Origin of the sequence: Mesorhizobium amorphae, from assembly GCF_014843845.1 — a bacterium.
GTDB classification, from domain to species: domain Bacteria; phylum Pseudomonadota; class Alphaproteobacteria; order Rhizobiales; family Rhizobiaceae; genus Mesorhizobium; species Mesorhizobium amorphae_A.
This window is the reverse complement of sequence record NZ_JHQS01000006.1, coordinates 214,310-226,675: the sequence shown is the minus strand read 5'-3', so window position 1 is coordinate 226,675 and position 12,366 is coordinate 214,310. Positions and strand designations below refer to the sequence as shown.

Genomic DNA, 12,366 nt, shown 5'->3' with positions numbered 1-12,366 from the left:
CCGCTCTGCAAGGGAACACGACTGAAGCTGCAGCGTTCAGTGTCGCGGCCCGGCACGTCGGCTAGCGGATTTCGGAACCAGCAAATGAAAAAGGCCTACCAAAAGCCCACGTTCGTCAAGCGCGAGAAGCTCACCGAGATGACCGCGCAAATCGTCGTTTCGGGGGTGACCATCTTCTCGGCGATCGACCGTCGTGATGGCGGCTCGGCGGCTTGACCAGGCCTCGTGGTGCTTCGCGGCAGGGCCAACTCACTTTTCGTCTTTATAGGATTTGGCGGCCTCATCGATCTTTCGCCAATCGTTGCCGTGTCGACGCACAAGCTCTCTTGCCTGGTTCGGCGAGACGTCATGCGTTTCGACAATGTGGCTCACTTCCGCCTCCTCGCCTTTTAGCGGGCGCGTGCGTGGCTTCCTGGGCGGCCGAACCGTGGGATCTCGTCTTGGCATGAACACTCTCTCCAGCTCCGGGTTAACCGGCCAGCATTAGAAAGGTTTCATGTAGGAGACGAGCCATGTCTCGCCGGTGGCGCCATGATCGCGATGGCGGGGCGGGTACTGGTATCGTCGGCGAAAGGCCCGACACCCACTGCAGTGTTAACCACGTTGCCATGTTGGGGCGAACCCATGGTGTGTCGTTGCCGTTGCGCACCATGGAAGATCACAAAGCGAGATTCTGCTATCGCCCCGAACCGTCAGGTACTTGGAGGGAGCACCTCCCTATCGGTAGGACCTGGCAGCGCGCCAAGGCGGCCTGCGACCGACTGAGGCGCATCTACGACAAAAGGCTGGAGGCTCGATCGCAGGGCAGGAAGGGAAAGCCCCCAGCCGATCCGGCAGACCGTGTCGACAATCTCATTTCATCTATCCGAAAGAGCCGCAGCTAGCCGAAACCGACGCGGATCGCTCATGGAAGATGGCCGGCGCCCGTTGGGCGGGGGGCTTTGGGGTAAAAGGCGCCGGCCAGGCGGGCAATCAAGTCCGCCGCCTGGGCAAGCTAGCACATGGGCCGCCAGGACGTATGGCGTGATCGCGGAAGTCGACCATGCCGCGCTGCTTGTAGCCAGACGGCGCCGACGAACATTAGAGCGGTGATGTAGACGCCGACGAAGTTTACCAGGCCCATTCTCGCCCTTCGGACTAGGGCAAAGAAGCGACGGCGGCCCAACCACAGTTGCCGCGACGCCGATGCTAGCAATAAAAAGACCGACAATTGCCAGGCGACGCTCAAAATCAGTGAACCGCTTCTCGGTGATTAGCCGCTTGCCGTCCCAGAGCAGTTCGTTCGTCCTCTCGTCGATCCCGAAAAGCGTCAGGCCTTCGATACTGATAGGTCTGATGTTTTCCAGCCAATCAGAGGGACGAGGCGGCACAGAGTCGGTCGAGAAGCGATGCTTTCGCACGGTCCCAATTGACGTAGGTAATGCCGTCTTTGTGCGTGGTGCTTTGCTCCGTGTCCATGCGAGCGGCCCCTCCCTAGCGCCTCGCACCAAATCACCATCCCAGCGCCGGCACAAGCGCCGCCAGGAGGCGCGAGGCGCTTCGATGGTGAAAAGGCGGCGGCCAACAGAAACGCGCGCTGGCGAGGCTCCATGCGTGGGCTCAATACGGTGGATTACACCACCAGAAAGCCTCGGCTTCCTCTTTGGGCGTCATCGGACGGATCTCCCATGAATCCGTTCCGCGATATAGCGTTTCCAAATGGGCCTGCCTTTAACGCTGACGCCTTCGTGAGCAGGCGGTGACGGTCGGGTATAAGGTCCAAAAGCAGCGCGCAGCGTGAAGCTATGACAAGCGCGGCCCGCTGCCTCACGGTGGCGGGCTTTCTTTACTGGCACTATTCGCCGTCGTTGCGGACAAAATGTGGTTGACGTAACGTTAACTAGGCGCAATCATTTCGGATTGTGCAGGGTGAGGGCGTTTCAATGAAACTCGTTGTCTTTGGCGTAGCAATGGTATTGGCCGCCACCGGAGCGGCTGTTGCGAAAGAGAAGAAAAAGGTGGCCACCGCTCAGGCTGCAACCTCGTGTTCTGCAGCTCATATGAAGGCTGGCAGCAAGCGGACCCCGAAACTGGATTGCAAATCGACAGGCACCGTTGTTGCGCGACCGTCAAATAGGGCCGCAAACTTCCTGGATCATTATCCGCGCTTAGGGTATGACACCAGTCCGTGGATCCCAACTGGCTATTGACGGCGGCTTCGGCTTCCGGGCCTGTTCATGTCGCACGGTGCATGGTGTCGAGCTTCTGCCGGGACTGCGAAAGTTGCGCGGTCGCTCCGGCCAGCGTCAGCTTGCGCGCTGCCGATATTTCAACCTTCGTACCGAGGCCCAACGTGTAGCCGGCGCTTGGCGTGGAGCTTGAATCGTTACCGGCGTAAAAGGCGGATCGCCGAGCGCCCTCCTGTTTCCGTGAATCTTCGGAAGAACCTTTTGCAGCATGGCGTAGTCGAGCGCGTCATGCCAGGTCGCGAGCAACGCAGCCTTGTCGGCCCCGGCTGCGTGCTTGGCCAGCATCCATTCGGTCACATAGACGAACACTTTCGTGAGCTAACGGCAGGGCCCGGCGACAGCTCACGCCGCCCTTCACCGGACAGGTTCTCTGAGCACAGCTGTCATCAAAGCCCCAGCCAGCCTGCAATAATATTGCGCTGTATCTCCGAAGTCCCGGAATAGAGCTTGCTGCCGATGGCATCACGTACGGCGCGTTCGACATCGAATTCGCTCAAGAAGCCATAGCCGCCGAAGACCTGGACGACATCGAGCGCAGTCCGGACTAGCGATTCGCTCACAAAGAGCTTCGAAACGGCGGCGTCGAGGGATACGGATTCGGGGCGCTCAAGGCCCCACGCCGCCTTGTAGACGAGGAGCCGGGCGGCCTCCACCTGCATCTTCATATCGGCAATCTTATGGGCGACCGCCTGGTGCTTGGAGATGGCTTGGCCGGACTGACGTCTGGTGCGCGTATAGGCCACTGCCTTTTCCAGAAGTCGCTCCATCGTGCCAACATGGCTGGCGAACAGGCACGCCCGCTCCCAGTCCATGCTATGGACGAACAGCCTGGAGCCGCCGCCCACTCCACCGAGAACGGCGTCCTTCGAAACGAACACGTCCTCGAAGACAAGCTCCCCGATCGGAGACGTCCGCAGTCCCATTTTTTCGAACTTTTGCGCGACCCGATAGCCGGGCAGCGTACAGTCCACGAGGAAGCTCGTGATGCCGCCGAAATAACCCTTGGCGCGGTCAGTGACAGCAAAGACGACGGCAACATCCGCCACCGGCCCGTTGCTCACGAAGGTCTTCGTGCCGTTGATTAGAAAGCCGTCGCCACGGGGCTCCGCCCTGGTTTGCATCGCAAATGCATCCGAGCCCGACTCCGGTTCGCTCATCGCATTGGCCGCGATCAAGGTGCCATCACAGAGCCCCGGAAGATATCGATCCTTCTGCTCTTCAGTGCCGAACTTCCAAATCGGCACCACGCAGGCCAGAAGGTGGGCGCAGATAGAGAAGACCAAGCCGGAATCCTCGCAGCCGTAGCCGAGCGCGTCGATTGCAATGGCCGTCGACAGGGAATCGAGACCGGATCCCCCGTAGGCCTCGGGGACTGGCAGGCCGGTCAGGCCCATCTGCGCGCAGGCCTGCCACAACTCGTGCTGGAATACTTGGTCCCGGTCGCGCTGCCTGACATCTTTATTGAGCTTATCTTGCGCGAAGCGATGGATCTCATTGCGCAGGATACGCTGCTCCTCGTTCAGCGCGAAATCCACTACTCCATCCTTATCAGATGTTGGTAGTCAATTTTATCTGTCGATGTCTTCGGAAGTAACGGCTGATGCGAGAACCAGTCCGGGGCCATGAAGGCCGGCAAGTTGTGAGCGCAGAACCGCTTCAGCTCGATGAGCGACAGCGCATGGCCGTCGCGCGAGGCATAGAACACCTTAATGGAGACGCCCGACTCCTCCGAGCGAGCTATCGCCGCGACCTCGGAAATCGCTGGATGGCGATAGAGTGCCGTCTCGATCTCGCCGAGTTCGATCCGGTATCCCCGCCTCTTCACCATCCGGTCGCGTCGACCGCGGAAGGTGTAGACGCCGTTATCGCCTTCGACCACGATATCGCCCGTACGATACCAGCGGCCGGTTGAATCGACGTGAAAAGCGGCGCTTGTTCGCTCAGGCAGGTTCCAATAGCCCTGCATCACAGGCGCACCGCTGATTGCGAGTTCGCCTTCGTGGCCGCGCGGCACATCGCGGCCATTCCTATCGATCACGCGCGCCTTAACATGCGAGCAGGCACGCCCGATCGGAAATGGTGCGGTGCGGTCTTCGGCGATCGTCTGCGGGATCTCGTAATACGTACAGACGTTGGTTTCGGTTGGACCATAAAGATTCAGGTAGCGCGCGTGTGGGACCAGAGTCTTCAGCCTGCGCAGATGCTTGACCGGAAAGACCTCGCCGGCAAATAGAATGAACCGAAGAGCGTGATCGTCGCGAGCATCAAGCCCGCCGTGCTCGACCAGAAGCGTGAGTACGGAGGGCGTGGAATACCAGACGGTCAACCGCCGCTCGGCGATAACAGAAGCCATCCCGGCCGGATGCTTGCCGAGCTCCTCACCGATCAGGAGTACGGTCGCACCGTGCTTCAGCGGTACGAAGATGTCGAGGATGGAGAGGTCGAAGTGGAAGGGCGCATGGGAGGAGAAGCGGTCGTTCTCGTCAGGGGCGAGGGTCTCGGAGCACCAGTCCACGTAGCTCGTGCCATTATGATGGGTCAGCATCACACCCTTCGGCTGGCCGGTGGAGCCTGAAGTGTAAAGGACGTAAGCGAGGTCGTTCGGCTCCGACCGCGCCGATTCACCCTCCACCGCCAAGCCGCCCTCGGCTTCCTCGCGTGCCAGGTACGTCGCGAGCGGTGAGGAACCGTCGGACCAGTCGAGCGGTAAGAGCCGGGGTTCCGCAGCCAAGCGCGCCAACTCACAGCGCAAAGCGTCGGCTCGGGACGCCTCCACGAAAATCGCGCGCACGCCGCAGTCGGTGAATATGAACGCGTTACGCGCAGGTGGTGCCAGAGAATCGACGGGCACATAGGCCGCGCCTACTTTCAAAATGCCGAACAGAGTAGCGAGCGAAACGATCGATTTTGGAAGGCAAATGCCGATGTGGTCCCCCGGCCGGACGCCAATCCGACGCAAATGGTCGCGGACTCGGCTCGACAGCCTGTCGAGCTCGCCGTAAGTAATCTGTCGTCCGGAGCTCGCCTCGACTGCGGCGCACTTCTCGCGATACCGCCTCGCGCTCTGTTCCAGGTACCCGTGCAAGGTCATGGCGGGCCCTATGTGGACGCCTGCTTCGATTGGACGAAATCGGCAATAAGGGCGACGGAGTTCAGGTTCTCCTGCACGAGTTCGTAAGGGGCGATTTCGATGCCGCAGGACTTTTCCAGGTAGGCAACGAGCTTAAGCGTCGCCAGCGAGTCGAGAATGCCGCCAGTTATAAGCTCCGTTGAATCCGTCAGATTCTCCGGCCTTTCACCGGGCAGGAACTCCTTCAATATGAAATCCCTGGTCATCGTCCTGATCTGGATCGCGTTCATTGTCCCTCCTTTCGTGGAGCAGCCGCAAGGTTCAGGGGAATTAGATCCCGGTGTTGTCGCAGCACCTCGTAAAGCCTGTCGGCGATGAGCCGATGGCCGGCAGCGTTTGGGTGATCATCCCAAGGTGCCACAACAAGGGTCCGCCAGTCGTACCCGTCATAGACATCGGAAAGATCGAGAACGTTGAATCCAGCCTCGGCAGCGAGGCGCCTCTCCACCTCGGGACTGCTACTCTCGTCTACCCTGGGCAGATACAGCCAAAAGGCCCCGACACCTCCTCGCTTCGCAGTTTCCACGATTCGAGAATAGATCGCACGCAGAAGTCTCTCTCCGTAGGGCGTGAGCTTTCTTTTGAGCACCTCGGGGTCGGCCCTGTCATCTATCCCGCTCTCGCGTACAATGTCGCGCACGAAGTCGTAGCGATATGCGGAGCCATTCTGCATTGCAATGATGAGGTTGTCTAGCATTCGTGGAATAAGCGCGCCGTGCTCGAAGTAAAAGATGTAATTTGGTTTGAATGCAAGCACCCGGTCCTCGATGATGGCTAGCATGTCCAGAGCAGTATAAGCCCCAACGCCAAAGTTCAGCACGTCGTAGTGTCGATACCCGCTGTCGGCCGCCTGCTCATTCATCCGCTGCTCCAACAAGCCTTCGAAGGTCTCGTCATCTGCGACGCCCGCGCCGAAGATGATCGAAGGGCCGACGACTGCAATTCGCAGGGTGCCGGGAGAAGGAAGCTTTTCGTAGTCCTGGTCTCGCATACCCCAGCGGTTGATGTGGACCAGCGTTCCCCTATAGTCTGCTTGAGAGAGTGGACGCAGATAGGTCCTGGGAAGCGCACCCGTGTATTCACTCAGCGGCGTCTTCTCCAAGTCTTTCCATTCCTCGCTTCGTCGTTGGCCATAGACAATCCACAGTTCCGGGTTGAATGCGCCGACATTGACGAGGTTTTCGTAGTAGCCGCGCTCCAGGTTCGCCTTATCGCGGGTATTGAGATTCGGCATTCTAATGTCGGCCATTGCGGTACTGACCGTCTCGCCCAGGCGATCGCGAACTCCGGGGAGCGAGATGCAAACCGCGATCGACCCGCAGACACTGACTAACGCAACCGACCGCCCGAAACTGTACTGGTGGTCGGCAACGCCGCGCGCGAGCACAAGGGCAGGAATGCCAATCACAGCTGCCACAGTGAGCAGCACAAGGACGGGCGTCATTTTGCCGGGACCCTCCACGCCCACGGTATCGAAGACCGAGAACCATTGCGGGACCGAGCTCGCGCTCCAAAACGACCAAAGCATCGAGATGACGACGAACACGCCGATGGTCCGGCCCGCAGTGTGCAGTGCAGCGTTCCAGCTGAGTGCCTCGCCGGGCAGGCGCCGTGTGCGGCCGTGCCGCATTTCATGGAGGGCGTTGACCGTCACGAGCACGGCCAGGATCATCCAGAAGAGGAAGTCGTTCCAGGTGAACACCCAAGTGCCGCGCAACCAGAACCACTGATAGTTGTGCAGCAGCCATGTCGCGAGGAACGCCAGGAGGGTCGCGCTGACGAGCGCTACATTCTCTCCCCAACGTCGAAAACGAAAGTAAAAGGGATAATATACAATCTTCATTATGAAATCCTTCCAGTAGATATTTATTCTACGCCAGAAATCCGTAAAGCTTGAGGAAAGGAAGTAAAGATTGTGGGTTTCTGAAAGATTGAATCCGAATAAACGCAAAAGCCCAGTGATTATATGAAAAGTCCCTGAAACCTTCAGGTAAAGCAAAAACGGCCAGATCAAGAACTGCACAAGATCGACCTGATTACTTACATCCGCAGCATCGATTACAAACCGCTGATATACGAGGCGGTAGAATATCAGATGGATAGCGCCCCGAAACATCCATTGGATACCTGTTTGATAGATATAGTGTCGGTCAGCATTGTAGTAGCTGCTACGGAAAGTTCTAAAATCTACCACTGGAAAGAGCGGGAAGCAGACATTCGGCAACATAAAGAAATAGGCGAGCCGTTCCGACAGCGTCGCCCTCTTCTGTTCACGCCGAATTTCGTATGTATAGACGATCAGACGGAACATAAACATGGAAGCGAGCACGGGCCAGACGGCCCGCGTCCACGGGGTTGCTATCCAGTCCATTCGTGCGGCGGCGAGCCCGCAGCCGGCGCCAACCAGTGCCAGCACTCTCCATCCAAAAGCGATCGGCAGGCCCGTAATTTCGATCAATACGAGGCCAATGACGACGATCCAGGCGGCATCGATGAGGCCCTCAAACCTCCAGTAATGCCAGTTGGGACCAAGGTTCGCGAACACTGCGGCGATAGCCGCGAAGGAGAGCAGGGCGAAAAATGGCAGCCGGTAACGCAGTGGCAGGAAGTAGTGTACGCACCAGCCGGCGAGAGCAACGATCAGGACGCGGACAAGCGCATTTGTCTCGAGCCTGAGGAGATGGACCAGCGCGATGAAGAGGGCCAGCTGGCCGGCTATGGCGAACCAAGCCAGAATGCTTCTCGGTTCAGCCTCCGCAGATTCCGTAGACCCGGCCGGCCAGGGAAGGGACAATGGCTTGATCATGCACGCTCTCGCGCCTCAACCATTTGCCGCCGCGCATCGACAATGATCAATTTCGGGGTACCAAACGATCCGCGAGCTGCTGGCGAAGGGCCTCCCCCCATGGCTCCTGTCCCCTGATAGGTTCAGCCCCGGTCCCCTAAAGCGTTGCTCAGCAGAATTTCAGCATACAAGGTACCCGTAAAATAACCGCTCCGCTGTGACCGGGGTAACAGCGACATGGTCTCTGTGACCGACTGGAAGCCGTTGGGACGACGGCTATTCGAGGGTTCCTCTCCATGCAGCATGCACCCACCGCGACGTCTCCGGCGGCTAGGCCCAAGATGCCAGCGCCAAGCCCGCGGACACTAGTCGAATCCATGCTATTGTCATTTCCGGTCGGCGATAAACGCCGCCGGAAACGACAATCCTTGTGGTCTCGCTGTCCGGGTGGATTTCGGCGAAAGCCTTCCCGTTGGCCCTGCGGAACTGGATGCCATTGAAGCGTTTCTGATGCCGCAGATTCAGGCACTGCTTGATGATATTAGGGAATTGCCGGCGCGACCGGCCCGCTCGGACTCGGAAGGGCCGCAATGGCCGGCAAAAAAATGAGGCCGAAGATTGTCTTATGGGGGCTTTGCCATGAAGACTCCGGCCAAACTAATCCTTTCAAACTTGGCTTTGACCGATCAGGCCGCTCCCGCGCGCGCAGCGCTCTATTTGCGCGTCTCCATCGGCCGTCAGGCGGATAACGATCTGTCGATCTGTCGATTCCCGATCAGCGCCAGCAGGCCGTGAGATTCTGCGCCGCACGCGGCTGGCAGATTGTCGCTGAGTTTGTGGATGCAGGCCTGAGCGGTACTGATGACAATCGCCCACAGTTGCAGCGCATGCTCGATATCGCCACGGGCGGCGGCAAACCGTTCGACGTTGTCGTCGTCCACTCGTTCAGCCGCTTCGCCTGCGACCACTTCGCCATGGAATTCAATATACGCCGGCTCAAGAAGCATCGCGTGCAGTTCGTCAGCATGACGCAGGATTTGGGGGATGACGCCAGAGCGACATGATGCGCCAGGTCACGTTTATCAAGTATAGTATGTAAATAGCCGTCTCGGCGACTTTGGTCACATGTCGTGGCGGTCGAGCCGAGTGCAGGAATCGACTTCCGAATGGTGGTGAAAAAATGGTGCCAAAGAGCAAGGAGGAACTGATCCGCTGGATTGAGGGAGAGCTACTGACGGCGGACAGCGAGAGAAGAACATATTTGGAAGAAATCAGGCGGTTCTTGAGCAATGCGGCCGATCGTCGACGTCATATGTCTTGGGGCGAGGGCGATCTTGATTTCACCGTACCGTCTTCAGATTGACGGGGCCGCCTCCATGGGCGATTGGATCGATCAAAACACCTTCATTTCTGACGATGGAAAGGTCGTAAGGAACGGTTTCTACCGCGACCGCGAAGGAGGCGGGTTCAAGGGTTTAGGGCCAAAATAGGTACGACGAACCTTCCTCGGTCACAAAACTCCGGTCCAGGCACACACCTATACGAAAAAGGCCAATCGAAAGACTCTGGGCGACTCCGCAATGGAGAAGCTGGCAAGGTCGAACCGTGAACGAAAATGTCCAACCTAGGAGTTCAGGTTTGGACAAAAACCCAAGCAAGCGCCTGCACTTGTTTGCTTTTCTGAGAAGGGTGGTACGCCCAAGGGGAATCGAACCCCTGTTACCGCCGTGAAAGGGCTGCTAAGCCGTCCAACGCTGTCTAGATCAATTCTCTGAACCCCTTGCGCCGTAAGGATTTGTGCCTAGTTGCGTTTATGCTTGTCCAATATAGTCCACGCCTGTATATTGGACAGATTGTTGGACACGACAGGGGCAGGCGATGGCAAAGAGAGTTCGTGACGCGACGCTAGACAGCAAGGAAGCACGGGCGAAACTGAAGGCGCGCGGCAAGCCCTATTACAAGAGCATCGGGCCAGGACTTCATGTCGGCTATCGCAAGGGCAAAGAGGCCGGGCGATGGGTCGTTCGCATGTATGTCGGCGATCAGAACTACCGCGTCGAGACCATCGCGGATGCTGACGACAAACTCGACGCAAATGGTGAAACGCTGCTTACCTTTTGGCAGGCTCAGGACAAGGCAAGGGAGCTTCACAAGCGGCTGTCAGGCGACACCGGCGAGGTCGCCGGCGCCTACACCGTCAAAGAGGCCATAGATGATTATCTGCTTTGGATGGAGGGCAATCGGAAATCCTCCAAAGACGCACGATGGCGCGCCGAAGCACTGATCCTGCCCGAACTCGGCAGCGACGACGTTTCCAAGCTCACCGCGAAACAGATCAGGAAGTGGCATAGCAAGGTTGCCACCACGGCTCCCCGCCTTCGCACCAAGGCCGATGCTGAACAGCGCTTCAAGGAGCTGGGGACAGACGCGGAATCGATCCGGCAGCGCCGCGCTACCGCAAACCGCGTCCTGACCATCCTCAAGGCCGCTCTGAACTATGCTTGGCGCGAGGGCAAGGTCACATCGGATAAGGAATGGCGCCGGGTCGAACCGTTCGAAGATGTCGAAAGCGCGCGCGTTCGCTATCTGACAATCGCCGAGGCGCAAAGGCTGGTGAACGCGTCGAGCGGCAGTTTCAGGGATCTTGTCCAGGCGGCTCTTCAAACTGGCGCCCGCTACAGTGAACTTGCGCGACTGCGGGTCGAGGATTTCAACGCTGATGTCGGCACCCTGACCATTCGGGAGAGCAAATCCGGCAAGGCGCGGCACGTCGTCCTGACCGACGAGGGCAGCGAACTTTTCGCGCTACTCGCAACAGGAAAGCATCGCGGCCAATTGCTGTTGACGGCGCCGGCCGGCGGCACTTGGGAGAAGTCTCACCAGTTCCGGCCGATGATCGAAGCTTGCCAGAACGCCAAGATTGTTCCGGCCATCGGCTTCCATGGCTTACGCCACACATGGGCGAGCCTGTCCGTCATGAACGGGATGCCGCTAATGGTCGTCGCAAGGAACCTTGGTCACACTGACACCAGGATGGTGGAAAAACACTATGGTCATCTGTCGCCATCCTATGTCGCCGACGCCGTGAGGGCAGGGGCGCCGCGTTTCGGCACGGTCCCTAGCAACAATGTTGTCGAGATCGGGAGCCGGTGAGATGTCTGCGAGCATTCGCCTGAAGCTGGAGGTCAAACTTGATGAATGGCAGCACAAAAATAAAGCGCCAGTCCTGCCGCTGCATGCTGTCGCTGCGGTGCTTGCTCGATTCGGCAACGATGGCGATGGGCCGCTATGGCGCGACTTCGTTGAGAACGCGGTATCGCCGAAACGGATTGCCGAGCGGCTGCACAACGCGACGTTCTATCTATCGGTCGGCAGGATCGATGATGCGTATTCCGAGATGGAGGAGCTAGAGAGGCACGTTGACACCGTCAAGAACATGATCGCCAACACAATGCCGATGACTAACACCCTAGCCGCACCTGACTACGAGCGAGGCCTTGGCACGCTCCAGGCTAGCCGAGACGGGCATGCGGCGGTGCATGGGACAGAAGACGAAAAGTTGGAGAAATGGAAAGAACAGTGCGCTGCGTTCGATGCTGCCGTTGCGGCCGGCAAAAAGACGATCGGCGCAGCGGAGCTGAAGGCTGCAGAGGTATGCGGCGTCTCTCAGAAATCTATCTCTCGGGCTCGTAAGAAGCGGGAACTCGGCCTTTTGAAATAGTTCGGACAGTCCCGCCACTGTCCAATTTGAAACCGTCCACATTCGGCCATCCTCAACCAAGGAGGTCCGACATGGACACTGCAGCCTACACAATTCCGGAATTTTGCTTCGCTCATCGCATTTCGAGGGCGACGTTCTACAACCTCATGAAGGCTGGGCTCGGCCCTCGCACGATGCAGGTCGGCGGTCGAGTGCTGATCAGCAAAGAAGCCGGCGGCGACTGGCGTAAGGCCAGGGAAGATGCTGGCCGTCATCCGGTGGCAGCATGATACGCGCGCTTCCGATCTGCGGCGCGGCAGCCGCTTTCGCCGTCATCGTCATCCTGGCTCTGGGGTGGTTGCCATGAAAGCCGGCGACTTCAACCCCACCGCCGAGCAGATCGACGCCGTTCACGAATGGCGTCAGCGTCGACCAGAGGACCGCGTTCGACGCGCCTTGCTCCCCGTCCTGCAAAGCCGCTTCAATCTTACTGCAGTCCAAGCCGTCCAAATCATCAGGGCTG

At 58.7% G+C, this 12,366-nt stretch carries 12 protein-coding genes; 7 read left to right on the top strand and 5 right to left on the bottom strand.

What is annotated here, in order from left to right; genetic code table 11:
• Positions 1-84 precede the first annotated feature (84 nt).
• Complete coding sequence (locus tag DH08_RS36770; RefSeq protein ID WP_282595005.1) at positions 85-216, top strand: hypothetical protein; 132 nt, start codon at positions 85-87, stop codon at positions 214-216.
• Positions 217-1,922: 1,706 nt separating this feature from the next.
• Complete coding sequence (locus DH08_RS02270) at positions 1,923-2,189, top strand: hypothetical protein (RefSeq protein WP_192177689.1); 267 nt, start codon at positions 1,923-1,925, stop codon at positions 2,187-2,189.
• A gap of 96 nt (positions 2,190-2,285) precedes the next feature.
• Here DH08_RS02270 and DH08_RS02265 read toward each other — a convergent pair whose 3' ends face one another.
• From DH08_RS02265 to DH08_RS02245, 5 genes are all read right to left on the bottom strand, one after another.
• On the bottom strand, positions 2,286-2,537 hold the full coding sequence (locus tag DH08_RS02265) for a hypothetical protein (RefSeq protein ID WP_192177688.1): 252 nt from the start codon (positions 2,535-2,537) through the stop codon (positions 2,286-2,288).
• A 77-nt stretch (positions 2,538-2,614) separates the two neighbouring features.
• Positions 2,615-3,763 carry an acyl-CoA dehydrogenase family protein gene (locus tag DH08_RS02260; RefSeq protein WP_192177687.1) on the bottom strand — a complete coding sequence of 383 codons (1,149 nt, stop codon included), beginning with the start codon at positions 3,761-3,763 and terminating at the stop codon, positions 2,615-2,617.
• A complete protein-coding gene (locus tag DH08_RS02255; RefSeq protein ID WP_192177686.1) occupies positions 3,763-5,319 on the bottom strand; it encodes an amino acid adenylation domain-containing protein in 1,557 nt (518 codons plus the stop codon). The genes DH08_RS02260 and DH08_RS02255 overlap by 1 nt, the downstream gene beginning before the upstream one ends.
• Positions 5,320-5,327: 8 nt before the next feature.
• Positions 5,328-5,588, bottom strand: a complete 261-nt coding sequence (locus tag DH08_RS02250; protein WP_192177685.1) for an acyl carrier protein — start codon at positions 5,586-5,588, stop codon at positions 5,328-5,330.
• Positions 5,585-8,164 (bottom strand): SGNH/GDSL hydrolase family protein, encoded by a 2,580-nt coding sequence (locus DH08_RS02245; RefSeq protein ID WP_192177684.1) that lies wholly within the window; start codon positions 8,162-8,164, stop codon positions 5,585-5,587. Before DH08_RS02245 ends, DH08_RS02250 begins: the two co-directional genes overlap by 4 nt.
• A 618-nt stretch (positions 8,165-8,782) precedes the next feature.
• Between DH08_RS02245 and DH08_RS37045 the strand changes: the two genes are divergently transcribed.
• The 5 genes from DH08_RS37045 (at position 8,783) to DH08_RS02225 (ending at position 12,133) form a co-directional block, all read left to right on the top strand.
• Positions 8,783-8,938, top strand: coding sequence for a hypothetical protein (locus DH08_RS37045; RefSeq protein ID WP_345892338.1), 156 nt, complete (start codon positions 8,783-8,785; stop codon positions 8,936-8,938).
• Positions 8,935-9,207, top strand: a complete 273-nt coding sequence (locus tag DH08_RS02240) for a recombinase family protein (protein ID WP_345892337.1) — start codon at positions 8,935-8,937, stop codon at positions 9,205-9,207. The genes DH08_RS37045 and DH08_RS02240 overlap by 4 nt, the downstream gene beginning before the upstream one ends.
• 814 nt (positions 9,208-10,021) lie before the next feature.
• Positions 10,022-11,296 (top strand): tyrosine-type recombinase/integrase, encoded by a 1,275-nt coding sequence (locus tag DH08_RS02235; RefSeq protein WP_192177683.1) that lies wholly within the window; start codon positions 10,022-10,024, stop codon positions 11,294-11,296.
• Between the two features lies 1 nt (position 11,297).
• Positions 11,298-11,864 carry a hypothetical protein gene (locus DH08_RS02230; RefSeq protein ID WP_192177682.1) on the top strand — a complete coding sequence of 189 codons (567 nt, stop codon included), beginning with the start codon at positions 11,298-11,300 and terminating at the stop codon, positions 11,862-11,864.
• A 71-nt stretch (positions 11,865-11,935) separates the two neighbouring features.
• Positions 11,936-12,133 (top strand): MerR family transcriptional regulator, encoded by a 198-nt coding sequence (locus tag DH08_RS02225; RefSeq protein ID WP_192177681.1) that lies wholly within the window; start codon positions 11,936-11,938, stop codon positions 12,131-12,133.
• Positions 12,134-12,366 lie beyond the last annotated feature (233 nt).